Consider the following 23,781-nt stretch of genomic DNA (forward strand, 5'->3'; position numbering starts at 1 on the left):
TCCCAAACCAAAAACCCCCCCCCCCCCCCCCCCCCCCCCCCCCCACCCCCCCCCCCCCCCCCGCCCCCCCCCCCCCCCCCCCCCCACGGCCGTTTGTCCTCAGAAGCCTGGCGTCAGTAGTCCATGCCGGCACCGGCAGGCATCGCCGGCGTGGCACCTTCTTTCTTCGGCTTCTCGGCCACCATCGCCTCGGTGGTCACCAGCAGGCCGGCCACCGACGCCGCGTCCTGGAGAGCGGCGCGCACCACCTTGGCCGGGTCGATCACGCCCTGCCCGTAGAGGTCGCCGAACTCGTTGGTCTGGGCGTTCCAGCCATAGCCGAATTCGGTCTTCTCTCGCAGCTTGCCGACGATGATCGAACCCTCGGCGCCGGCATTCTCGGCGATCTGGCGCACCGGCTGTTCGATGGCCCGACGCACGATCTCGACGCCGGTCTTCTGGTCGGGATTGTCGACGGCGACATTGTCGAGCGCCTTCGCCGCCCTGAGCAGCGCCACGCCGCCGCCGGGCAGGATACCCTCCTCGACCGCCGCGCGGGTGGCGTGCATGGCATCGTCGACGCGGTCCTTGCGCTCCCTGACCTCGACCTCGGTCGAGCCACCGACGCGGATGACGGCGACGCCGCCGGCGAGCTTGGCCAGCCGCTCCTGCAGCTTCTCACGGTCGTAGTCGGAGGTGGTCTCCTCGATCTGCGCCTTGATCTGGCTGATGCGCGCCTGGATTTCATCCTTGCGGCCGGCACCGTCGACGATGGTGGTGTTCTCCTTCTCGATCAGCACCTTCTTGGCGCGGCCGAGCATCTCCAATGTGACGTTTTCGAGCTTGATGCCGAGATCCTCGCTGATTGCCGTGCCGCCGGTCAGGATGGCAATGTCTTCCAGCATGGCCTTGCGGCGGTCACCAAAACCCGGCGCCTTGACGGCGGCAACCTTCAGGCCACCGCGCAGCTTGTTGACGACCAGCGTCGCCAGCGCCTCGCCTTCGACATCCTCGGCGATGATCAGCAGCGGCTTGCTCGATTGCATTGCGGCTTCGAGCACGGGAAGCATGGCCTGCAGGTTGGACAGCTTCTTCTCGTGGATCAGCACATAGGGCTCTTCGAGCTCGACGCGCATCTTGTCCTGGTTGGTGATGAAATAGGGGCTGAGATAGCCGCGATCGAATTGCATGCCCTCGACCACTTCGAGCTCGGTCTCGGCGGTCTTGGCCTCCTCGACCGTGATGACGCCCTCATTGCCGACCTTTTCCATCGCTTCGGCGAGGAATCGGCCGATCTCGGCATCCCCATTGGCCGAGATGGCGCCGACCTGGGCGATCTCGTCGTTCCGGGTCACCTTGCGGGCATTGGCCTTGAGTTCAGCGACGATGGCGTCGACCGCCTTGTCGATGCCGCGCTTCAGGTCCATCGGATTCATGCCGGCGGCAACCGCCTTGGCGCCTTCCTGGACGATCGACTGAGCCAGAACGGTCGCGGTCGTTGTGCCGTCGCCGGCGACGTCGCTTGTCTTCGACGCCACCTCGCGCACCATCTGCGCGCCCATGTTCTCGAACTTGTCCTCAAGCTCGATTTCCTTGGCGACGGTAACGCCGTCCTTGGTAATGCGCGGGGCGCCGAATGACTTGTCGAGGATGACATTGCGGCCCTTGGGACCGAGTGTGACCTTCACTGCGTCGGCGAGGATATTGACGCCGCGCAACATCTTCTCGCGGGCTTCGGTATGGAATTTCACATCCTTGGCAGCCATTGGATAACTCCTTCAAATAGGCAGCTTTTCGTTGACTGATTGCTTGTCCAGGCCCCGCTCAGGCGGCCTTCTGCATCTTGTCGGTCGATTCGATCACGCCCAGCACGTCGCTTTCCTTCATGATGAGCAGGTCCTCGCCGTTGAGCTTGATCTCGGTGCCCGACCATTTGCCGAACAGGATACGGTCGCCGACCTTGACGTCGAGCGGCTGCAGCTGGCCGCTATCGTCACGCGCCCCAGGCCCGGCGGCGATTACCTCGCCTTCCTGCGGCTTTTCCTTGGCGGTGTCGGGAATGATGATGCCGCCCGCGGTCTTCTCGTCGACCTCGATGCGGCGGACCAGGATACGGTCATGCAGTGGACGGAACGCCATGTCGTTCTCCTCATAGGACAAACAGATTTTCTTGGACCTCCCTTCGCAGCCGACCGGTACAACGGCCGATGCGACGGTGCGCGACCCCTGCTCAGGCATCACGCGCATATCGAATTAGTCTGCCGATTCAGGCTTTCAAGAGGACGTCGAAAAAATTTTAGCACTCGCCGTGGTCGAGTGCCAACGCACCGTAATAGCGCACTGTAATTATGGCGCTATTCCAGGATTGAAACGACGGATGCGGCTTGAAACCGCGCCGCAACCCTCCAACGTCGTCGTCGACCGCGGCACCGCCTGCCGGCCGGCCGGAACCGATGAGGAAGCGGACGCGTTTTTGCACGCGGAGGATGGCGATGGAACGCGATGCCCCAACGATTTCGATTGCACCGGAAGATCCCGCTCTCGGCCGGCTGCTCGATCCGGCGCGGCATTTCGATCGTCCACAGGACGTGCTGGCCGACGCGACGCTGGACGTCGGTGAAAAGCGCGCGATCCTGTCGTCATGGGCCTCCGATGCCTGCGCGGTCGAATCCATGCCGGCGCTGCGCAAGCCGCCCGGCGCCAAAGCTCCAATCGCCTTTGAAGAGATCATGGACGCTCTGCAGGCACTCGATGGCGCAGGTCCATCTCAAGGCGCCGGCGCCAGCCGAAGCCGCCACGGCGGGCCCCACCGCGTCGGCGCCTGATTTACGACAGAAAGGAGACGTGCATGGTCAGCAACGAGTTCCAGCTCCAGATGCAGGGTTTTGGCCTGACGACGGCGGAGATCCATTATCGTCTTCCCGACTATCGGGACCTGCTGCAGCTCTTCATCTGGCAGGAGTACGACATCGCTCCGGATTTCCCGACTCTGAAGCATTTCCTCGAATTTTGGGAACGTGAGATCGAAGGCCCGCTGCATTCCGTGCGTGTCGCCCATCACCGTCTGATCCAGCCCTCCGAATGGCGGGCGGTGGACGGTGTTATTACGCTGCAGTGAGACAGGGAGGGGCGGCGCTTTTCATGAAAGGCGCCGCCTCTGCAGCATAGCGCGTCCGCCCCTGCTTCAGGTTCATTGGCGTTCAGGTGGATTGATATTCAGGTGGATTTACGCCCCGTGACAAGCAGTCCGGCCGTGCGAACCGCCTTGACGAAGGCAGTGCGAGCCTCGCGGGCGGTGCGCCAGCCGTCGAGCGCGTCGCGGCAGGCGCGATAGGCTGCGCGCCAGTTCCGGCCGCGCGCCCGGTCCGGCCACTGCTGCATGCATTCGATGGCTTCCCAACTGCTTGCGACCTTGCGCTCTCCGACGGATTGGAGCTTGAGCGTGATCGGCTCGGAAAATGGGACGTCGTTCATCACTTCCTCCTTCTTTCTGTTTTTTAGAGCAAGTACATCCTCGATTAAGCAGGAGGCAGCCCGATCGGCGCCGATGGACGAGATGGTTCGTCTGCCTGCGCGCTTCAAGACCCTCCCCGTCTCCAGCCCTGCTTGCCCCAGACCTCTGCCCCTGCCGACGTAACGGCCGGCTATATGTCGTCGTCCGGCGGTTCGAGAAGCCCGATCAGCGTCGCCACCCTTGCCGACGGCAGAGGGCGGCCCTCATTCACCAGCGCCTCATCGGCACCGACCCAGGCAAAGGCCTCGCGCAACTCTTCGATCGTCGCGCCGGTCGAGGCGATGTCGGCGATGATGGCGTCGTCCACCGGGCCCAGCACCGAAATGATGTCGTCGCGTGTCATGGTCATGATATCCTCCATGCGGCGTGCCGGCGCGACCCTCAAATGACGGTTGAAACCGGCATTGCCAGTACAATCTGGCAACAAAAAAATCTGGCTGCGGGACAGAATCTGGGTCTTGATTTCGGCCTGACAATAACCAAATCCAAATTGCCGGTTGCCGAACGGGACCGGCAGAACCCAGGGAGCGCCAAGCTCTTTGGCGTCCCTCGTACTATGTTGCTCCATGGAGGATGTAGCTATGAGAACCGCATTCGACTTTTCCCCGCTCTATCGGTCGAGCATCGGTTTCGACCGTATCTTCACCCTGCTGGAAAACGCGCCTCAGGCAGTCGAAACCTGGCCGCCTTATGACATCGAGCGAAGCGACGAGAACACCTATCGTGTGAGGATCGCCGTCGCCGGCTTTTCCGAGAACGATCTCGACATTAGCCACGAGCCGAACCTTCTAATCGTCTCGGGCGAGCGCAAGGAACAGGACGAGGTGGAATATCTCCATCGCGGCCTTCCGGTGCGACCGTTCACACGGCGCTTCGAGCTTGCCGATCACATGACGGTCACCGGCGCCTCGCTCAACAACGGCCTGCTGACGATCGACCTCGTGCGCGAAGTGCCCGAGGAGATGAAGCCGCGTCGCATCGCGATCGCCAAGGACGACGACGCGCGGAAGGCCGGGCAGGTCGAGAAGCCGAAGCAGGCCGCCTGAGCGAAGGCGATCTCTGGCGTTCGCCTTTGGCGCAACCAGTCCAGAAAGGAGAACAGCAATGGCTATTCGTGATCTCATACCCTGGGGCCGGGAGAACAGTCCGGTTCCCAGCTTCTATCGTGACGAGGAGCGCGACCCGTTCATGGCGTTGCATCGCGAGATGAACCGCCTGATCGACGACGCGTTCCGCGGCTTCGAAACGCGCATGCCTTCGCTCAGCGGATTTTCGTCGGCGCGCGGCAGCTGGCCGAGCGTCGAAATCGCCGACGGCGAGAAGGAGATCCGCGTGACCGCGGAAATTCCTGGCATGGACGAAAAGGACGTCGAGGTGATGCTCGATGACGGTGTGCTGACGCTGCGCGGCGAGAAGCGCTCCGAGACCGAGGACAAGGACAGGCAGTTCTCCGAGCGGTTCTACGGCCGCTTCGAGCGCCGCATCCCGCTCGGCTACGAGGTCGAGGAGGACAAGGTGAACGCCGCCTTCCATAACGGCGTGCTCACCGTGACGCTGCCCAAGACGGAGCGCGCACAGTCGAAAGCCAAGCGCATCGCCATCAGTGGCGGTGCCGCCAGCCCCGGCAAGAGCAAGCACTGACGACATCGGCAGCCGGACGCGCAAGCGCCCGGCTGCGAAGGCCCGCGCTCTCCGCCAAAGGCGTGGGCTTCATTTGTTTGGCCGATGCGCCTGACGGCGCGAAGGCCGCATATTGAGTATCTACGGAGCATTTAGTAGCAGCGTCGCTACCGTGGCGTTCCTGGCGCCCAGGCTACGGAAGCCCGTCATCCGAAAGGGTGGCGGGCTTTCGTATCAATTGTCGAACTTTATCGGCCTGTCGGAGCCGGGCGAAAAGTCCTCGCCATCCGCTTCTTGTCGCCTGTCACGGGCGGAGGCGGCCATCCGTCTCAGATCTCCTCGCGCTCGCGTTCCGCCGTGGCGACCAGCACGGCCGCGGCGGTGTTGGCGGCGGCGAGGGCAGCCTCGACCTGATGCCCACGGGCAAGGCCTGCCGCGAACGCGCCGACGAACTCGTCGCCGGCGCCATGGGTGCTGACGACCTTCACCGGGATGGCCGCCAGCACGAACGCCTGGCCGTCGCGGTCGCAATAGGCAACGCCCTCCCCGCCGGCCGTGACGATCGCGGCCGGATAGAAATCGGCCAGCATGCGTGCCGCCTCGGTAGCCCCCTCGAGCGTGTCGACGACCGGAATGCCGGCCAGGAATTCCGCCTCGATGGCGTTGACGATGACGATATCGGTAAGTGCGATCAGTTCGCCGGACAGTTTTCGGGCGGGTGCGGCGTTGAGCACGACGCGCCCGCCATGCGCCTTCACCGCCCGCGCCGCGGCAATGTTGGCGGCTTCCGGCACCTCGTTCTGCAGCAGCAGAACCGACGTTTGCGCAATCACATCAGTAGCTTCCGCGACGTCTTTCTTGCCCAAGGTGAGATTGCTGCCTGACACGATCACCGCGCCATAATCGCCGCCGTCGTCGAAAATCGCCACGCTCATGCCGGAGCCGGCGCCAGCCGCGACCCGCACGAAGCGGCTGTCGACGCCGCAGCGGTAGAGATTGTCGAGAAGCACGCGGCCGAAATCGTCATCGCCGACGGCGCCGATCATCGCCGAGCCCACGCCGGCTCGCGCCACCGACACTGCCTGGTTGCCGCCCTTGCCGCCGCATTTCGGCTGCCAGGCATGGCCGGTCACCGTTTCGCCCTTGCGCGGGCGGTCAGGCGCTTCGACCATGATGTCGTAATGCAGGCTGCCGAACACGGTGACCAGCGGAGCCGTCATGTACCCCAATCTTTCATGAGCCCTTGTCCCGACGTTTCGACGTCACCGCCGACATGGTGCGGCCGAGATTGCGCTCCGCCGCCTGATAGTCGCGCTGCGCCACCGCGACGAACAGCGCATCGAGAATGTTGAGCTGGGCGATGCGCGCCGCAGCGTTCTCGCCCATCAGCGGCGAGCCCTGCGCTGTCGAGCACAGCACGATGTCTGCAACGGCGGCCAGCGGCGAGTTGTCGTAGTTGGTGATCGCCAGCGTCCGCGCCCCGCTCTTGCGGGCGAGATGGATGGCATCGATGACGGCGCTGGTATTGCCCGAATGCGAGAAGCCGACGGCGATGTCGTCGGCGCCGAGCAGCGAGGCCGACATCAGCATCATGTGCGAATCGTCGTAGACCGATGCGCGGATGCCGATGCGCAGGAATTTGTGCGACACGTCGCGCGCGATCTGCGCCGAACCGCCGACGCCATAGAAATCCCGGTTCTTGGCGCGGTAGAGAAGATCGGCGGCGCGGTCGAAATCGTCCATGTCGAGGATCGCCAGCGTTTCCTCCAACGCCTGGATGGAGGTGCGGAACACTTTTTGGACGATCTCGGCCGAACTGTCGTCGGCCGACAGCTCCTGGTGCATTTCTGCGGTCGGCAGGCGGCTATACTCATAGACCGCGGTGCGGAAGTCGCGGTAGCCGGAAAAACCCAGCTTCTTGGCGATCTTGACCACCATCGCCTCCGACACGCCGGCCTCTTCGGCGATCTGCTTGAGCGGAATGGTCTCGTCGAAGCCGCGCCGTCCGAAGACGGTTTCCACCACCTTCGCCTCGAGCGGCGTCAAATGCGGCATCATCATGCGGATCCGCGGTCCTACTGCTTTCAGATCCAGGCTGGTCAAGGTCATCCACGTCCCCTCGTCACGCGATCGATAAGCATCGCGGCAAGGATTATAAGACCAGTTGCCAGGAGCTGATAGAAGGACTGGACATTCATCAGCGTCAGGCCGTTGCGCATGGTGCCGAGAATGACGGCGCCCAGGATGGTGCCGACCACGCTGCCCTTGCCGCCCATCAGCGAGGCGCCGCCGATGGCCGCCGCGGCAATCGCATCGAGCTCCCAGAGATTGCCGAGAATGGGCTCGGCGGCACCCAGCCGGCCGATCAGGATCTGCGCGGCAAGGGCCGCCAGCAGACCCGAAATCATGTAGGCGGCTATCTTGGTGCGGGCGATCGGCACGCCTGCTATGTAGGCGGCCTCCTCATTGCCGCCGACGGCGAGCAGATATTCGCCGAACGGCGTCTTCTTGAGGATGATCCATGCGATCAGCGCGACCACGCCCACGATGATGACCGCCAACGGCAATCCGAACAGCGAGCCGTTGAAGATGGTGCGGAAGCCGGCAGGCAGGCCGAGCACCGGATTGCCGCCGGTATAGATCAGCGCCAGCGCCCGGTAGGTGCTGAGCGTTCCCAGCGTGACGATGAAAGGCTGCAGTCCGACATAGGCGACCAGCACGCCGTTGAGCAGCCCGCAGACGAGGCCGATGGCGAAGCCGGCGGCGATGGCCAGCGGAAACGGCACGCCGGCAACCAGCATCGAGGCCGAGATGACGGCCGAAAGGGCCGCCGTCGGCCCGACCGACAGATCGATGCCGCCCGAGATGATCACCAGCGTCATGCCCAAGGCCAGGCAGGCATTGATGCTCGACTGCTGCAGGATGTTGATCAGGTTGCGCTCGGCAAAGAAGCCCGGGACCAGCGCACCGAAGACGGCGAGGATCACGACCAGGCCGATCAGCGTCCCGGCGTCGCGCACGGAAAACCGGTGCAGGAATTCAGCCCTTGGGCGCGCTGCTGTGTGTTCGGTTATATCAGTCATCCGCTGGTCCTGTCCGTTATGCACCGGCCCGATGGCCTTGCGCCTTGCCGGCCTGAGTCTCCGATTGGGGTATGGCGTGCGCCGCGATCGCCTGTTCGTTGAGATCGGACCGGTCGATTGCGGCGGCGACCGTGCCGTCGCGCATGACCAGCACGCGGTCGGCGAGCCGGATCACCTCGGGAAGCTCGGACGACACGACGACGACCGAATGGCCTTCGGCGGCGAGCTCCTCGATCAAATGATAGATCTCCGCCTTGGCGCCGACATCGATGCCGCGCGTCGGCTCGTCGAACAAAAGGATGCGCGTTCCCGCCGCCAGCCAGCGGCCGATGATCGCCTTCTGCTGGTTGCCGCCGCTGAACAGCCGGATCGGCCGGTCGAGCAGGAATGGCCTGAGATTGACCCGCTTCATCTTCTCGGCCGCGACCCGCTTCAGCCTGGTGTGATCGATGACGCCGCGCGGTGCGAACACGCCCATCGACGCCAGCGCCATATTGCTGGAGATCGACCGTAACGGCACGATGCCTTCGCGCTTGCGCTCCTCCGGCACCAGGCCGATGCCGGCGGCGATAGCGTCGCGCGGATTGGAAAGTTTGATCGCCTTGCCGTCGATGTCGACCCTGCCTGATGAGGCGCGGTCGGCGCCGGCCAGCAGCCGCAGCAGTTCGGTGCGGCCCGAGCCGACCAGGCCGGCAATGCCCAGCACCTCGCCGCGATGCAGGTCGAACGAGACGTCATGGACCTTGGATGCCGAGGCGAGGCCACGCACGCTCAGCCTTACTTCGCTGGAAGCGTGCGAGCGGTGCTGTTCCTGGGCAAGCTCGCGGCCGACCATCATCGAAACGACGGCTTTTTCCGACATCTGCGCGAGATCGACGGATCCGACCACGACACCGTCGCGCATGATTGTGGCGCGTTGGCAGATGCCGAACACCTCGTCCAGCTTGTGCGAGACATAGACAACCGCGACACCGTCGCGCGCCAGTCCGGCAATGACTTCGGCCAGGCGCTCGAACTCGCTCGGCGTCAGGCTCGATGTCGGCTCGTCCATCGCCACGATGCGCGCCCGATCGAGCAGCGCCCGGGCGATCTCGACGATCTGCCGCTGCGCGACCTTCAGGCTGCCGAGCGGGACTGCCGGATCGATCGTCGGATCGAGGGCGGCGAGGGCTTCCGCAGCGCGACGCTCCTGCTCGCGCCGTGCGACGAAGATGCCGCCGCGCGTCAGCGGATGACCGAGGAACATGTTCTGGGCGACGCTGAGCTGCGGCACCTGCTGCAATTCCTGATGGATCATGGCGACGCCCGCGGCACGCGCCGCGACCGGATTGTTCAGCGTCACCGGTCTGCCGTCGATCAGCACGCTTCCGGCTGTCGGCCGGTAGACACCAGACAGGATGCGCAGCAGCGTCGATTTGCCGGCGCCGTTCTCACCGAGCAGGCCATGGATTTCGCCGACGCCGACCGAAAAGGACACATCGCTCAGCGCCCGCACGGCCGGAAACACCTTGGAAATGCCCTCGAATTGCAGCCGAGGTGACATTGGTTCGTTCTCCAAGCGATCTCTCAAAGACCCCTCACCCAGCCTCCGCTTCGCTCGGCTGACCTCTCCCCGAGGGGAGAGGAGATCGCCAGCGTCGGCGCCCTGCTCTTCTCCCCAGCGGGGAGAAGGTGGCCGCGAAGCGGCCGGATGAGGGGGGTGCAACAGCCCCGGTTGTTGCCCCGTCTTAGTTGCCCGCCGCCGCGTCCTCGAGCAGCGCCTTGCGCACGGCGTCGCCGGCGCCGGAATAGCGGTCGGCATTGTCCTTGGTGATCAGCGCCTGCGGCGTGGCGACGACGCGCGGCAGCTTCTGCCCGGCCACCAGTCGCAGCGCCGATTCCAGCGCCACCTCGCCGGTCAGCACCGGGAAACTATCGACGGTGCCGGTCAGCTCGCCGGCGCGGATCGAGGTATACGCGTCGGAGATGCCGTCGGTGCCGAAGACGGCGACCTTGTCCTGCAAGCCGGCGGCCTTGACCGCCTCGACGATGCCCAGCGCCATACCGTCATTGTTGGCATAGAAGCCGATCAGGTCGGGGTGCTGCTGCAGGATGTTGGTGGCCGCGTCGTAGGATGTCTGGCGATCCCAGTTGCCGGGCACGCTGGCGACGACCTCGAACTTCCCGGCCTCGGTGATCGTGGTTTTGAAGCCATCCGTGCGCTGGACGGCGGCATAGACGCCGGCCTGGCCTTCGACGATGGCGACCTTGCCGCCATCCGGCCGGTTCTTGATGAACCATTTGGCGACGCGCACGCCATTGTCGCGCTGGACATTGCCGACATAGTGCTCAGCCTGCGGGATGACCGCGTCATTGACGTTGACCACCGGCACGTTGGCGGACTTGGCCTGTTCCATGATCGGCTGCAGGTTGGAGTCGGTCTGCGGCGAGACGAGAAGCACGTTGTAGCCTTGTGTGACCAGGCCTTCGGCGATGGTGAGCTGGCCGAGCTGGTCGCCCTCGCTCTGCGCCGCCTGGTAGACGACCGGAACGGCGACGCGGTCGCCGAACGACTTGTAGCCCTCACCCAGCGAGCGCCAGTATTCGTTGGTCAGCGTCTTGGAGACGGCGCCCGCCTTGGTGCCCTCGGGCAGCTTGGGGAAAGCACCGAACTTGGCCTCGAGCTGCGACCAGTCGATGCGATCCTGCTCGGTGTCGGAGTTGAGCGGCGCGAGGTCCGCGGAAAATGCCGAACCGATGGACAGCGCCATCAGGCCAGCGGCAGCGGTGGCAAGCAGAAATTTCATGGTCTTTCCTCCCTTGTTGAAAAACGGCGACGGCGACGGCGTCAGCTGTCCGGCCCGAGCATGGCTTCCTGAATGATGGCTTGCGATGCGACCGCGTCCTGACGATCGACGGCGGTGGACAGGCGGTTGTCCTTTTCCAGCCGATCGACAACGCGCAGCATGCGTTTGACTGTGGCGATGTTGACTTCGCATTCGTGGACCGGATCGAGCCCGGTCATGTCGGGAAACGTGTCGAAGTAGATGGCGCCGGCGTAGCCGTCGCGGAGGATCTGCCTGAGCAGCTCGATCGTCTGCAGCGTGTGCACCGCGCCGACCATCAGGCCGTCGTCGCGCTTGCCGTAGCCGTCGTTGAGATGGACGCCCAAGAGCTTGCTGTGGCGCGCGACCAGTGCTGCGGCAAAGGCCGGCTGCTCGTCGGCGTAGAGCACATGGGCGAAATCAAGCGTCACGCCGAGATTGGGCAGTCCGATCTCGCGGATCGCCAGCAATGTCGTCGCCGCGTCGGGCATCAGGCTGTAGGAGCGCGGCTCGTTGGGCTTGTATTCCAGGCTGATCTGGCAGTCGGGATCATGCGCCGCCACTTCACGAATACCGTCTATCTCGTGTTGCCACAGCGTCGCGTAGTCGGCCTGGAAGGCATAGTCAAAGCCATCCTGGCCGAGCCACAGCGTCATCAGATTGGCGCCGGCCTCACGCACGGCGTCAATGCCGGCCTTGGTTAGGTCGATGGCTTCGCGGCGAACTGCGGGATCTGGATTGGTGAAGGCGCCGAGCTTGAAAGCCGGGTTGGAGTAGTAGCGCATGGCGAAGCCATTGATCGAAAGCCCGACATCGCCGAGTTTTCGCGCCATTTCCGCAGGTTTTTCATCGACATGGTCGGGAAAGTTGAGGTCAAGGTCGGTCAGCCCCGCAACCTTCGCCGCACGCGCCGCCATCTGCAGCATGGACGGCTTGTCGACAAGATCAGGCCATTCGGCCTGTGGTCGCGAGGCAAAGGAATTCAGGCGTGTGGCGAAACGACTGGTTGTCATGGATGACCCTTTTGGTGGACATAACTTCACATGTTTTAATTTACTTGTAAAGTATAGAGCACTGTTTAATTCAATCGTGGGAGCCGGGGGCCTGGGAAGAGACGAACTGCTGGCGCGCGATTTGACCCGCATCCACGGATGCCTTGAGCGCAGTTGTTACCGCTTTCGCGAAAGCGGTAACAATTTATGATGACGGTGGCGACGAAATTGTGTTATTACCCTTTTCGCGAAAACGGTAACAACTCATATGCAGCAGATTCCCCATACATACCAGACGCTCTATTCCGAGCTGGCGCAGCGGTCGCTGGATGCCTCGTTCTCGACGGAATTCAACGTCGGCGGCCGCTTTGTCACAGCCGAGGTGAAAGGCCGCCGTTACTGGTATCTCGACCTGCCGAACCCTGACGGCGGCAAAACACGCACATATGTCGGCCCCGTCGACGATCCCGAAATCACCAGGAGGGTCGAAAACTTCAAGGACCTGAAAGCCGACATCAAAGAGCGGCGAAAACTGGTTTCGACACTCATTCGCGAGGCCTACCTGCCACGGCCGGAAAGGAAGACCGGCGACATTGTCCAGGCGCTCGCCGAAGCCGGTTTCTTCAGGCTTCGTGGCGTCCTGGTCGGTACCGTCGCCTATCAATGCTATCCAGCCGTCCTTGGCGTTCGCCTGCCCAGTACGTCGATGGTCACGGGAGATGCCGATTTTGCGCAGTTTCATTCGATCTCGACGGCCGTCGATGACAAGATGCCACCCGTGCTCGATACGTTGAGGAAAGTCGACCCGACTTTCCGGGAGATTCCGCACCAGGCTGACGGCCGCTTCACCACGCAATATTCTTCCCGCTCCGGATACAAGGTCGAATTCCTGACTCCGAACACCGGTTCGGCCGACTACGAGGGTCGTCCAACATCCATGCCCGCGCTTGGTGGCGCGTCGGCGCAGCCCCTGCGGTTTCTCGATTTCCTGATATACGAGCCGATCCGGGCCGTTCTCCTTCACGGTGCCGGCGTGCCGGTGAACGTGCCGTCGCCCGAACGGTACGCCATCCACAAACTCATCGTCGCCAGCCGCCGTCGGACGGACAGCGACGGCACCGCCAAGAGCCGCAAGGACAAGATGCAGGCTGCAACCATCATGGAAGCCATGATCGAACAACGGCAGTCGGAAGACCTGGCCGATGCTTTCATGGAGGCTTACGACCGCGGCCCGGCCTGGAAGGATGCCATACGCAGGAGTCTATCCCAGGTTGAGAAGGGCGCGCGCGAAACCGTCCTGCCGGCGCTGGCCCGCGCTATTCGAAAACTGGAAAGAGACCCTTCGGAATTCGACCTTGAAGACGTGGCGACCGCGCCGAAACGATAGCGCCTCGCGAATAGTAAGGTTCCGGGCAGTAGGCGCCGACCATCAAGTAAATTTACACAGAGCAGTATCGCGGGTAAAATTGCTTGCAAGCGATCGGCGTCCCAAATGAAGGGCCCACTGAAGATCAAGGTGCTCGGCGAATTGGTGGTCCTGCGGGGCGCCCGGGAGATCGCGCTGCCACCGTCGAAGAAAACGCGCGCCCTGCTCGCCTACCTAGTGGTGGCGAACCGGCGTCAGCGGCGCGATCATTTGTGCCGAATGTTCTGGGAGGTGCCTGACGATCCAAGAGCTTCGCTGAGATGGAGTCTCTCGAAGCTAAGGCACATCATCAACCAAAACGGTGACGAGGGCTGCCTGAAGGCCGATCGAGAGAGCGTGCTTTTCGACACCGCCAAGCTTGATGTCGATTTGCCGCAAGTCGCCCACATGACGGCGGACGAGGTACGCTTTCTCGACACCTCACGCCTGGTAACCCTGGCCGCCATGTTCCGGGGGCAGTTCCTTGAAGATCTGGAACTGCCGCGCTGCCCGGTGTTCGAGGCTTGGCGCACATTCCACGGCGACGCACTGGATCGCACCAGATCGATGATCCTGCAGGCGCTTGTCGAGCGGCTGCGCAGCGATCCTGAACGGGCCCTTTCCTACGCCGAAATGCTGCAGTCTCTGGACCCGGCCAACAAGCAGGTTTCATTGGAGATAAGATCCCTCGAGGCTTCGGCTCCCGGCAATGGGCGATCACATCCTCAAGTCCGACGAGCACCGCTTCCTGGTACCCCGAGACCGGACACGCACCCTTCATCGAGGACTCCTCTCGTTTCAACCGCGAACTCGCCGACTCGTGCGCAGAGCGACGACATCATAGCTGACGATAGCGGACATTTCGCGCCAAGGCTTCTCAATCGGACCAGGCCGTCGTGTCTGCTATTGGCGGCGCATTGCGGACGTAAGGCTCGACGCGGCGAATTTCCGTCCGGGTTTTGAACGCGGCCTGCGTATCAGCACCACGCCTCCCACTCGATTGTTCTGAAGCATCATAACGCATTGATCCATCGAGGAAAATTTTTCCGCTGACGACGAAGAACCGTATCCCGGATCCGTCAGAAATTCTCGCTCTTGAATTCAAAGGAGAATTTCGGCGATCCGCGATTTGCTCGGTTTCAAAGACTATCGATATCGGTTGGTCTATTTTCCTCGGAGTTCTCCGCAAAAGCGGCGTCTCCAGCCTGCCAAAAAGACCGTCAGCGATGGTGAAGTCCGTCGCCGTCAGTAGTGTGGGCCCTCCCGCCGGTTGCGATACGGCGCAACATTCGCGGATTGAACGACGCCGCTTCAAGCGATCGCAGCTCGGCTTCCGACCGGATTACGGCAAGCGTCGCCGGCGACCTGCTGCGCATCAGTCGCGCGATACAGACAGCCCCGCGAGAAGCGGAGCGTACGCGGCGAGCCTGCGGGATACGAACTCAGTGAAGAGCCGCACGCGCTTCGTCTTGCGTGTCTCCCCCTGCGTGAGAAGCCAGAGCGTTCCATGCATGTGCAGGTCGGTGCCCGGCACCCTTACCAGTAGGGGGTCGGCATCTCCGACGAAGCACGGCAGTGTCGTCATCCCGAGCCCTTGCCGTACTGCAACGATCTGCGCCTCGCCGTCCGTGGTCCTGAACGGAGCCCCCGTGGTACGAACCTCACCCTCGCGGGCCCAGTCCGGGATGCCATGAAAGCTTATGACGATCCACCGGATGGGATCAGGCGCACCCGCACGCCACGCGGCTAGTCGATCGCGAGACATGTAGACGCCGCTGAACAGCTCCGGTCCCTTCAGGCCGTGAAGATTGAGCGGCAGGGTTTTGCGGTCGTAAACGACGCGGATCGCGACATCGGCCTCTCGGTTGGTCAGATTTGCCAACTCGCCGGACGACAAGATTTCCATCTCGATGTCCGGATGCAGAAGCGCAAACTCAGCGAAGTCGGGCATGAGCAGGTGCGTCGCGAGGGTCGGCGCCAGTGTCACCCGCAAGAGTCCGCGTACGCCCTGATCGCGCCCGAAGATTCGCGTCTCCAGCCGGTTCGACGACGCCTCCATCTGCTCCGCGAACTCGAGGACCTCCTCGCCCGCAGCCGTCAGGCGGTAGCCCGAAGGCAGCTTTTCGAACATGTGCGCCCCCAGGCGTTCCTCGAGCTGAGCGATGCGTCGCAGCACGGTCGAGTGATTCACCCCGAGGCCCTCGGCGGCGGCCCGCACTGAGCCTCCGCGCGCGACGGCAAGAAAGTAGCGAACGTCATCCCAGTCGATCATGGTGCAATCCGGCACCGCGCGGTGCGCGCCTTCCAAAGCCCGTATCTAGCACATCGAACAGCAGTACGGGCGGTTATCCTAGCCTATGTCGACGAACGAGGCCCATTCCGAACGGCGGACACCGATCGTCGCGGCTGGCGTCAGTCGTCCAGCCGGATCGATTTCGCACCACCGATGTGCGCGCTTCCGCACTCAACAACTGACGCCGACTGACCCATTTCGAGGTCCTCGGAGGCAGATGCTGTCCCGACACCACGAAAGGAGAAGTCATGGGAAAGCTTGAGGGCAAGGTTGCAGTCATCACGGGTGGATCGAGCGGCATGGCGCTGGCGAGCGCCAAGCGGTTCGTTGAAGAAGGCGCCTACGTTTTCATCACGGGCCGGAGGCGGGAGGCGCTCGACGAGGCCGTCAAGCTGATTGGCCGGGACGTGACCGGCGTGCGCGGCGACGCGGCTAATCTCGACGACCTCGACCGCCTGTTCGATACAGTCAAGCGGGAAAAGGGCAAGATGGACGTCCTGTATGCGAGCGCCGGCACGGGCGAAGCCGTCCCACTGGGCGAGATTACCGAGCAGCATTTCGATGCGACCTTCGGCCTGAATACGCGCGGCACGCTGTTCACGGTGCAAAAGGCGTTGCCGCTGTTCAACGATGGCGGATCGATCTTCATGACCGGATCAGTTGCTTCGGTGAAAGGTTTTCCTGGTTACAGCGTGTATGCGGCGAGCAAGGCGGCGTTGCACGCATTCGCACGCGGGTGGCTCAACGAGCTGAAGGGCAGGAATATCCGGGTGAACGTGCTGCACCCGGGGCCGATCGCCACACCGATGCAGGACCAAGTTCTCGACGAGGAGGGGAAGCGGATGTTCGAAGCCCTGATCCCGCGGGGAAAGATGGGGCGTCCTGAGGAAATTGCGACGGCCGCGCTGTTTCTTGCTTCAGACGATTCGAGCTTCGTGAATGGGCTGGAGTTGTCTGTCGACGGAGGCTTCTCGGCCATCTGAAATCGCGCCGGATCGCGGCAAGTGGCTGATCGGCGGGAACTAGCATGTCCATGGTGGAACGACTTCCGCGCTGAACGGTCGGCCCGGCCGCGCGGAAGTCGTTCACAACGGGATGTCTACGCAAAGGTCGCCACACAGCAGAACGGATAACCCAGCGCCGTTGAAGGCGGGGAATGAATATCAACACGGATCGGAGAAGCATTATGAGCTACGCAATTGTAGGATTCGGTAAGATAGGCCAGGCCCTCGCCCACGCCTTCGCCCGTAAAAACATCGACGTGACCGTCGCGAGCCGCCGTCCGCCCGAGGCGTTGGCGCCACAGGCTCGGGCGATCGGACCCACGGTCGTCGCCAAGTCTCTGCAGAATGCAGTCGAGGCCGACACGATCATCTTGGCAATCCCGTTCTGGGAACACCGCGAGGTTGCGAAGGCTCTGCCGAGCTGGGAAGGCAAGACAGTCATCGACGCGACGAACGTGTTTCCAGTCCCTGAAGAGCTGGACGGTCTCCCGTCCTCCGCCTTCGTCGCGAAGGCGTTCACCGGCGCCAAGCTCGTCAAAGGGTTCAATCACCTGATTGCGGCCACCCTGGCTGCCGATCCGATCGTCGAGGGCGGCCACCGGGTCGTCTTTCTGTCGAGCGACGACGAGGACGCGACCGCTCCCGTGGCGGCTTTGGCCAAACAACTCGGGTTCGCACCCGTCAAGCTGGGAAAGCTCAACGAGGGTGGCGCGCTGGTGCACGCACGCGGCCGCACTTGGGGCCAGCTGATCTTCCAGGATTTGTTCAAGAAGGAGCAGTAATCGATCTATGACCGTGTGATCGACGCCGAGAACTGGTCGCGCGCGCTAACTTCTTCGAGCAGCGCGCGACCGAATATTTGAAGGCCACAAAGTCGCGAAGGTTGGGGTGGGCCTGACGGCGTATGGGCGCCGTTCGAAAAGCGGGGAGACGCCCGACAGAGCGGCAGATCTGCAGGTCGCCTAGAATCTATCGACTGCTATCGATGGCCTAGGATTCGCTCGAGTGTCCTCTGCTATCCGATACTACTCCACGGTACTCCCTTCACTCCCACTAGAATATCGAGCCCGCCGTCAACAGCTTGGTCATGCTCGCCGCCCTTGCGTCTTGCGCGCCAATTGACCATGCTCGCCGACGTTAGTTGCACCGCGGCCGGGGGGTTCGCACATGCCGACGCTCTATGCGCTCAAACCGGCCTTTCAGGCGAAGCTGCGGCCGCTCGCCGACCGGCTGGCCGGGGCCGGCGTCACCGCCAACCAGATCACGCTGCTGGCTGCCGCCCTGTCGGTTGCCACCGGCGTTGTGGTCGCGGCCCTTGCCGGCCATCGCGCGGTCTTCCTGCTGATGCCGGTGGTGCTGTTTGCGCGCATGGCGCTGAACGCCATCGACGGGATGCTTGCGCGAGAACATGGCCAGGCCTCCAAGCTCGGCATGTATCTTAACGAACTCTGCGACGTCGTTTCCGACCTGGCGCTGATCCTGGCCTTTGCCGCTCTCTTCCCTGCCTGGGGCGTCGTCGCCTTTGCCGTCACAGCAGTGCTTGTGGAATTCGCCGGCGTGCTCGGCATCGCGGCGGGCACGGGGCGCAATTATGCCGGGCCGTTCGGCAAGAGCGACCGGGCGCTGGCGCTCGGTATCATCGCCTTTCTCATCGCCTGCGGCCTGTGGGTGGACGCGATCACGCCGTTTGTGTTTCCGGCCTTGGCTACACTCTCGCTGGTGACCGCCATCAACCGGATACGCAGCGGGCTTAACGGGAGCGGTGACTGAAATTCCGGTCGCCAGGGGAACAACATGCTTCATGAACCAACGATTGCCGCTTCCGCAAGTGAGCAGCGGGTGGCGCAGGAGCGCACCTTCCGCACGCATGACGGCACCGAGATCTTCTATCGCTATTGGCCGGCACTAACCGAACACGGCAAAAGCGCGGTCCTGCTGTTCCACCGTGGCCACGAGCATGGCGGCCGCATGGCGCATCTGGTCGATGAACTCGACATGCCCGGCCATGCCTTCTACGCCTGGGACGCGCGCGGCAATGGCCGCTCGGCCGGCGAGCGCGGCTATGCGCCGTCCTTTGCAGCACTTGTGCGCGACATCGATTGTTTCGTGCGCGAGATCGGCAGAGACGGGTTCGGCCAACGCGACATCGCATTGATCGCGCAATCCTTCGGCGCCGTGCTCGCCGCCGCCTGGGTGCATGATTATGCGCCCGACATCCGCGCACTGGTGCTGGCCTCGCCGGCCTTCTCGGTCAAGCTCTACGTGCCCTTCGCCAAGCAAGGCATTGCGCTGTGGCAGAAGATCAAGGGCCGCTTCTTCGTCAATTCCTACGTCAAGGCCAAGTTCCTGACGCATGACCCCGAGCGCATCGCCTCCTTCGAGGCCGATCCGCTGATCACGCGGCCGATCGCCTCCAACATCCTCGTCGAGCTCTACGACCACGCCGCGCGTATCGTCGCCGACGCCCGCGCCATCACCGTGCCGACGCAATTGCTGATCTCCGGCAGCGACTGGGTGGTGCGGCATGGACCGCAGCACGAGTTCTTCGTCAATCTCGCCAGCCCGGCCAAGGAGCGGCATGTGCTGCCCGGCTTCTTCCACGACACGCTCGGCGAACGCGACCGCCGCAAGGCACTCGACCTGATCAAGCCGTTCCTCGAAAGACAGTTCGCGACGCCGGAGAAGCCGCTCGACCTGACCACGGCCGACCGCGCCGGCTACACACGCGACGAGGCCGACCGGCTGGCCTCGCCGCTCGCCCCGCTGTCACCGAAAGGCCTGTACTGGGCAATGAGCCGCGCCTCGATCCGCATGGGCGCGTGGCTGTCGTCAGGCATGAAGACGGGGATTGCCACCGGCTTCGATTCCGGCTCGACGCTCGACTATGTCTACGAGAACCAGGCGCGGGGCACCGGTCCGCTCGGCCGCATGATCGACCACACCTTTCTCGACGCCATTGGCTGGCGCGGCATCCGCCAGCGCAAGCTGCACCTGGAAGAGCTGATCGGCGGCGCCGCTGAGACGCTGAAGACCGCCGGCCGACCGGTCCATATCGTCGATATCGCCGCCGGCCACGGCCGCTACGTGCTCGACGCCGTCGCCAAATGCACTGAGCCGCCGGCCAGCGTGCGGCTGCAGGATTTCTCCGAGCTCAACGTTTCACTCGGCTGCAAGCTGATCGCCGAGCGGCACCTGCCGACCAGCATCTCGTTCCATCAGGCCGACGCCTTCGACGCCCAAATGCTTGCCGGGCTGGAGCCGGCGCCGGACCTCGCCATCGTCTCCGGGCTTTACGAATTGTTTGCCGACAACGCCATGATCGCCCGCTCGCTCGGCGGGCTGGCCAAGGCGATGCAGCCGGGCGGGCTGCTTCTCTACACCAACCAGCCCTGGCATCCGCAGCTCGAAATGATCGCGCGCAGCCTGACCTCGCATCGCGGCGGCCAGGCCTGGGTGATGCGCCGGCGCACCCAAGGCGAGATGGACCAGCTGGTGGCGGCGGCCGGCTTCGAGAAGCTCGACCAGCGCATCGACCAGTGGGGCATCTTCACCGTCTCGGTCGCGCGGCGCGCCTGAGCATGGTCTTGCCTGCCCTTGGCCCTGCCGATGCCCCTGCCCCTTCTGGCTCCGCGCGCGAGCCGTACGCCGGCATCGTGCTGCGGGCGGCGCTGTGGCTGGGGTTTTTGGCACCGTTCTTCTACGCGACCTACGGCTTCGCCAACTGGCTGGCGTCGCAGCGCGACGATGTCGGCAGCATCGTCTTTGCCTGGGAGCGCGGCATCCCGTTCATCGCCTGGACGATCGTGCCCTATTGGTCGATCAACCTGTTCTACGGCCTGTCGCTGCTGCTCAACGATACCAAGCGCGGCGTCGACCGTCTTGCCGGCCGCTATCTCACGGCGCAAATCGTCGCCGTCGCCTGCTTCATCCTGTTCCCGCTGACGGCGACCTTCGTGCGGCCGCAGACATCAGGCCTGCCAGGCTTCATGTTTGCGGTGCTCGGCGGCTTCGACAAGCCGTTCAACCAGGCGCCATCGCTGCACATCGCGCTGCTGATCATCATCTGGGATCATTGGCGCGGTCGGCTCAAAGGCATGGCCACCGTCTGGCATGCCTGGTGTTTGCTGATCGGCGCCTCGGTGCTGACGACGTGGCAGCACCATGTCATCGACATCCCGACCGGCGCTTTGCTCGGCTTCTTCGCCCTGTGGCTGTTTCCGCGCGATGGCGAATTGCCGTTCGCCGGCTTTCAGCTAACCGCCGACGCCAGGGCCAGGCGGCTGGCTCGGTTCTACGCGCTTGGCACAGCCCTTGTGCTGGCCGGCGCCGTTGCCGGCGCCTTCGTCTCGGCGCTGTGGCTGATCCTGCTGTGGCCGGCGCTGGCGCTGGCCATCGTCGCCTTCGCCTATGCCGGGGCCGGCGCCAGAGTGTTCCAGAAGACGGCCGACGGCAGCGTCTCGCTGGCCAGCCGTGTCTTGCTGCTGCCCTACCGGCTTGGCGCCAGGATCAATAGATGGGCATGGACGCGCAAGCTGCCGCCGCATGTCGCCATTGCCGACGGCGTCTTCCTCGGCCGCTTTCCCACCGCCGCCGAGGCCGACGCCTTCGGCACGGTGATCGACCTTGCCGGCGAGCTGGAACGGCCGCGCGGCGTCACCAGCCGCTGGACTGCTATCGCCATGGTCGACCTTTTGCCGCCACCGCCAGAGGCGCAAGCGCAAGCGGTGGCGGCGATCGAGGCGGCCCGCGGCCACGGCACGGTGCTGGTCTGCTGCGCGCTCGGCTTCCAGCGCAGCGCCGGCGTCGTCGCCGAATGGCTGGTTGCCACCGGCCGCTCGCCAACGCCGGCGCAGGCGCACAAGCGGCTCGCGGCATCGGGCCGGCCGGTGCATCTTCGGATCGCGGTGGATGAGCCGGCATGAGTGCCCATCGAGACAAGGCCGAAGCTTTCGCCGCCGGGCTGATGACGCAGGCGGTGTGGCCGCTGCTTTTGGTGCTGGCCGCATTGACGGCCGCGCCGGTCATTGCCGTGGCAGCGCAGCCGCAGGCGACGATGCTGGCGGCGGCGGCCTGGCTGGTCGCGGCAGCGAGCGGCGTGGTCACCCTCGCCCTCTCGGCCCTGCTTACCTTCGACGCACTGCTGTTCTGGCTGATGGCGAGCCACATCAGCGAGGCCGCCGGCGGAGCCTCGGTCGACGACGTGCTGGCGCGCATGCGCGTCAAACCGGCCGCTGCCGGCATCCGCTCGCTCGACCGGCGCATCGCGGGCACGCAGCGCCTGCTGATGAAGCAGCGCATCGCGCTCGGCCTGTTTATGACGGCATCCGCTGTCGCCTTGTCCTTCTGAGCCGGACGATGAGCAAGCTAGGCACAAGGACCTTCACCCTGCTGCAGACCGTGACCTCGGTCGGCCTGTCGGCGCTGGCCTGGGCGGTGACCGGCGTGCGGCCGATCTGGAACGGCAGCCAGCCGTCGGACCGGCAGCGCATCTACTTCGCCAATCATGCCAGCCACGGGGACTTCATCCTGCTGTCGGCCTGCCTCAGCGAGAAGCAGCGCGCCCGCACCCATGCCGTCGCTGCCGCCGACTATTGGGGAAAATCGCGGCTGCGCCGGTTCATCGCGCAGGACATGCTGTCCTCCGTGCTGATCCAGCGGCAGTGGACGGAAGAGGCGCAGAATCCGATCTCGATCATGCTGTCGGTGCTCGATGAGGGCCATTCGCTGATCATCTTTCCCGAAGGCACCCGCAATATGACCGACGAGCCGCTGCTGCCGTTCCGCTCCGGCCTCTACAATCTGTCGATGGCGCGGCCCGATGTCGAACTCATCCCGTGCTGGATCGAGAACATGTCGCGGGTGCTGCCCAAGGGCCAGTTCGTGCCGGTGCCGCTGCTTTGCCGCGTGGTCTTCGGCGCGCCGATCGCCATTGCGCCGGATGAGGAACGCCGCGCCTTTCTCGACCGCGCCCGCCAAACGCTGCTTGCGCTGAACCCCCGCCCGCCAACGCATGATGCGGAAAAGTGGAATCCGGTTTTCCGGAAAACATCATGCGACCAAAAGAGCTTAGAGCATCGTGCCGGATCCGATATCCGGCACGATGCTCTGAAGGACGACTAGTTCAACATGCCAATGCACGAAACCCTCATTCTGGTTATCGGCCTCGCTGCGGTGCTGACCACGGCAAGCCTGGTTGCCGGCATCCTGTCGTGGCGCGCGCCGAAGCCGCTGTCTTCGACGCTGGTCAACCTCAACCAGCGCATCAACGCCTGGTGGGTGATGGTGCTGGCGATCACCGTCGCCTTCTTCTTCGGCCGCTCCGGCATGACCATCCTGTTCGCGCTGATCTCGTTTGCCGCCTTGCGCGAATTCGTGACGCTGACGCACAGCCGCCGCAGCGACCATTGGGTGCTGCTCGGCATGTTCGGCATCATCATCCCGTTCCAGTACTGGCTGGTGTGGACCGCCTGGTACGGCCTCTTCACCATCTTCATCCCGGTCTACTGCTTCCTGCTGATGCCGGCGATCACCGCGCTTCACGGCGACACCGAGCGCTTTCTCGAGCGCATCTCGGCGCAGCAATGGGCCGTCATGATCTCGGTCTACTGTGTCAGTCACGTGCCGGCGCTGCTGACGCTCGACGTTCCCGGCTTTGAAGGCCGCAATTTGTTGCTGATCGCTTTCCTGATCATCACCGTGCAAGGCAGCGACGTGCTGCAATACATCTTCGGCAAGCTGTTCGGCAGGCACCTGATCTCGCCGAAGGTTTCGCCGTCGAAGACCTGGGAAGGGCTGGTCGGCGGGCTGGCGACGTCGAGCCTGCTTGGCGCGCTGCTGTCGTTCCTGACGCCGTTTTCGCCGCTCCAGGCGGCGGGCGTCGCCTTTATCGCCTGCCTGATGGGATTCCTCGGCGGGCTGGTCGCCTCCGCCATCAAGCGCGACCAGGGGGTGAAGGACTGGGGCCATCTGATCGAGGGCCATGGCGGCATGATGGACCGCGCCGACAGCCTGGTCTTCGCCGCTCCGGTGTTCTTCCACACGGTGCGCTATTTCTGGACGGTGTGAGGGCGCTCCAGCTGCAAGGGCC

Annotated in this window: 25 protein-coding genes; 14 read left to right on the plus strand and 11 right to left on the minus strand. The window is 64.0% G+C overall.

The features are described 5' to 3' along the window. Positions 1–113: 113 nt before the first annotated feature. Both groL and AC0L14_RS20940 read right to left on the minus strand, forming a co-directional pair. Positions 114–1,745: a chaperonin GroEL gene (gene groL / locus AC0L14_RS20935; RefSeq protein ID WP_473750599.1), complete on the minus strand. Its 1,632-nt coding sequence runs from the start codon at positions 1,743–1,745 to the stop codon at positions 114–116. 58 nt (positions 1,746–1,803) lie between these two features. After that, on the minus strand, positions 1,804–2,118 hold the full coding sequence (locus AC0L14_RS20940; protein WP_095493216.1) for a co-chaperone GroES: 315 nt from the start codon (positions 2,116–2,118) through the stop codon (positions 1,804–1,806). Positions 2,119–2,471: 353 nt separating this feature from the next. Here AC0L14_RS20940 and AC0L14_RS20945 point away from each other — a divergent pair, with 353 nt between their 5' ends. Both AC0L14_RS20945 and AC0L14_RS20950 read left to right on the plus strand, forming a co-directional pair. Further along, a complete protein-coding gene (locus tag AC0L14_RS20945; RefSeq protein WP_473488922.1) occupies positions 2,472–2,804 on the plus strand; it encodes a hypothetical protein in 333 nt (110 codons plus the stop codon). 23 nt (positions 2,805–2,827) lie between these two features. After that, positions 2,828–3,097 carry an usg protein gene (locus AC0L14_RS20950; RefSeq protein WP_123147846.1) on the plus strand — a complete coding sequence of 90 codons (270 nt, stop codon included), beginning with the start codon at positions 2,828–2,830 and terminating at the stop codon, positions 3,095–3,097. Between the two features lie 98 nt (positions 3,098–3,195). Here the strand turns inward: AC0L14_RS20950 and AC0L14_RS20955 are convergent, their stop codons facing one another. Continuing rightward, the gene (locus AC0L14_RS20955; protein WP_473750600.1) at positions 3,196–3,453 is read right to left on the minus strand and encodes a DUF982 domain-containing protein; all 258 of its coding nucleotides are present in this window, start codon (positions 3,451–3,453) and stop codon (positions 3,196–3,198) included. A 170-nt stretch (positions 3,454–3,623) separates the two neighbouring features. Continuing rightward, positions 3,624–3,842, minus strand: coding sequence for a hypothetical protein (locus AC0L14_RS20960; protein WP_425294096.1), 219 nt, complete (start codon positions 3,840–3,842; stop codon positions 3,624–3,626). A 232-nt stretch (positions 3,843–4,074) separates the two neighbouring features. Here AC0L14_RS20960 and AC0L14_RS20965 point away from each other — a divergent pair, with 232 nt between their 5' ends. Both AC0L14_RS20965 and AC0L14_RS20970 read left to right on the plus strand, forming a co-directional pair. Beyond that, positions 4,075–4,539, plus strand: a complete 465-nt coding sequence (locus AC0L14_RS20965) for an Hsp20 family protein (RefSeq protein WP_473488923.1) — start codon at positions 4,075–4,077, stop codon at positions 4,537–4,539. Between the two features lie 58 nt (positions 4,540–4,597). Further along, entirely contained in the window at positions 4,598–5,134 is a 537-nt protein-coding gene (locus tag AC0L14_RS20970) for an Hsp20/alpha crystallin family protein (RefSeq protein WP_123147844.1), read from the plus strand. Between the two features lie 308 nt (positions 5,135–5,442). Here AC0L14_RS20970 and AC0L14_RS20975 read toward each other — a convergent pair whose 3' ends face one another. From AC0L14_RS20975 to AC0L14_RS21000, 6 genes are all read right to left on the minus strand, one after another. Continuing rightward, positions 5,443–6,333, minus strand: a complete 891-nt coding sequence (locus AC0L14_RS20975) for a ribokinase (protein WP_473750601.1) — start codon at positions 6,331–6,333, stop codon at positions 5,443–5,445. A gap of 13 nt (positions 6,334–6,346) precedes the next feature. Beyond that, positions 6,347–7,222 carry a MurR/RpiR family transcriptional regulator gene (locus AC0L14_RS20980; RefSeq protein WP_123147842.1) on the minus strand — a complete coding sequence of 292 codons (876 nt, stop codon included), beginning with the start codon at positions 7,220–7,222 and terminating at the stop codon, positions 6,347–6,349. Further along, positions 7,219–8,196, minus strand: coding sequence for an ABC transporter permease (locus tag AC0L14_RS20985; RefSeq protein ID WP_473750602.1), 978 nt, complete (start codon positions 8,194–8,196; stop codon positions 7,219–7,221). Before AC0L14_RS20985 ends, AC0L14_RS20980 begins: the two co-directional genes overlap by 4 nt. Positions 8,197–8,212: 16 nt before the next feature. Next, on the minus strand, positions 8,213–9,739 hold the full coding sequence (locus AC0L14_RS20990) for a sugar ABC transporter ATP-binding protein (protein WP_473750603.1): 1,527 nt from the start codon (positions 9,737–9,739) through the stop codon (positions 8,213–8,215). A 184-nt stretch (positions 9,740–9,923) separates the two neighbouring features. After that, positions 9,924–10,982, minus strand: coding sequence for a sugar ABC transporter substrate-binding protein (locus tag AC0L14_RS20995; protein ID WP_473488928.1), 1,059 nt, complete (start codon positions 10,980–10,982; stop codon positions 9,924–9,926). Between the two features lie 41 nt (positions 10,983–11,023). Further along, positions 11,024–12,013 carry a TIM barrel protein gene (locus AC0L14_RS21000; protein ID WP_473750604.1) on the minus strand — a complete coding sequence of 330 codons (990 nt, stop codon included), beginning with the start codon at positions 12,011–12,013 and terminating at the stop codon, positions 11,024–11,026. A gap of 247 nt (positions 12,014–12,260) precedes the next feature. Here AC0L14_RS21000 and AC0L14_RS21005 point away from each other — a divergent pair, with 247 nt between their 5' ends. Together AC0L14_RS21005 and AC0L14_RS21010 are read left to right on the plus strand one after the other, a co-directional pair. Then, a complete protein-coding gene (locus AC0L14_RS21005) occupies positions 12,261–13,379 on the plus strand; it encodes a nucleotidyltransferase family protein (RefSeq protein WP_473488930.1) in 1,119 nt (372 codons plus the stop codon). A gap of 129 nt (positions 13,380–13,508) precedes the next feature. Next, on the plus strand, positions 13,509–14,360 hold the full coding sequence (locus AC0L14_RS21010) for an AfsR/SARP family transcriptional regulator (protein ID WP_473750605.1): 852 nt from the start codon (positions 13,509–13,511) through the stop codon (positions 14,358–14,360). Between the two features lie 412 nt (positions 14,361–14,772). Here the strand turns inward: AC0L14_RS21010 and AC0L14_RS21015 are convergent, their stop codons facing one another. Next, on the minus strand, positions 14,773–15,669 hold the full coding sequence (locus AC0L14_RS21015; protein WP_473488933.1) for a LysR family transcriptional regulator: 897 nt from the start codon (positions 15,667–15,669) through the stop codon (positions 14,773–14,775). Between the two features lie 269 nt (positions 15,670–15,938). On the opposite strand from AC0L14_RS21015, the gene AC0L14_RS21020 reads away from it, so the two are divergent. The 8 genes from AC0L14_RS21020 (at position 15,939) to AC0L14_RS21055 (ending at position 23,759) form a co-directional block, all read left to right on the plus strand. Next, positions 15,939–16,673 carry an SDR family NAD(P)-dependent oxidoreductase gene (locus AC0L14_RS21020; RefSeq protein ID WP_473527864.1) on the plus strand — a complete coding sequence of 245 codons (735 nt, stop codon included), beginning with the start codon at positions 15,939–15,941 and terminating at the stop codon, positions 16,671–16,673. A 203-nt stretch (positions 16,674–16,876) separates the two neighbouring features. Beyond that, positions 16,877–17,476, plus strand: a complete 600-nt coding sequence (locus AC0L14_RS21025; RefSeq protein ID WP_473488935.1) for an NADPH-dependent F420 reductase — start codon at positions 16,877–16,879, stop codon at positions 17,474–17,476. Positions 17,477–17,861: 385 nt separating this feature from the next. Then, the gene (locus tag AC0L14_RS21030; RefSeq protein WP_123148043.1) at positions 17,862–18,464 is read left to right on the plus strand and encodes a CDP-alcohol phosphatidyltransferase family protein; all 603 of its coding nucleotides are present in this window, start codon (positions 17,862–17,864) and stop codon (positions 18,462–18,464) included. Between the two features lie 24 nt (positions 18,465–18,488). Beyond that, on the plus strand, positions 18,489–20,270 hold the full coding sequence (locus AC0L14_RS21035) for a bifunctional alpha/beta hydrolase/class I SAM-dependent methyltransferase (RefSeq protein ID WP_473750606.1): 1,782 nt from the start codon (positions 18,489–18,491) through the stop codon (positions 20,268–20,270). A gap of 2 nt (positions 20,271–20,272) precedes the next feature. Continuing rightward, the gene (locus tag AC0L14_RS21040; protein WP_473488938.1) at positions 20,273–21,616 is read left to right on the plus strand and encodes a phosphatase PAP2/dual specificity phosphatase family protein; all 1,344 of its coding nucleotides are present in this window, start codon (positions 20,273–20,275) and stop codon (positions 21,614–21,616) included. Further along, positions 21,613–22,041 carry a hypothetical protein gene (locus AC0L14_RS21045; protein WP_123148040.1) on the plus strand — a complete coding sequence of 143 codons (429 nt, stop codon included), beginning with the start codon at positions 21,613–21,615 and terminating at the stop codon, positions 22,039–22,041. Before AC0L14_RS21040 ends, AC0L14_RS21045 begins: the two co-directional genes overlap by 4 nt. An 8-nt stretch (positions 22,042–22,049) precedes the next feature. Further along, entirely contained in the window at positions 22,050–22,814 is a 765-nt protein-coding gene (locus AC0L14_RS21050) for a lysophospholipid acyltransferase family protein (RefSeq protein ID WP_473488939.1), read from the plus strand. Between the two features lie 12 nt (positions 22,815–22,826). Continuing rightward, entirely contained in the window at positions 22,827–23,759 is a 933-nt protein-coding gene (locus AC0L14_RS21055; RefSeq protein ID WP_473488964.1) for a phosphatidate cytidylyltransferase, read from the plus strand. Positions 23,760–23,781: the final 22 nt, after the last annotated feature.

This window comes from Mesorhizobium sp. WSM4841 (assembly GCF_055811515.1).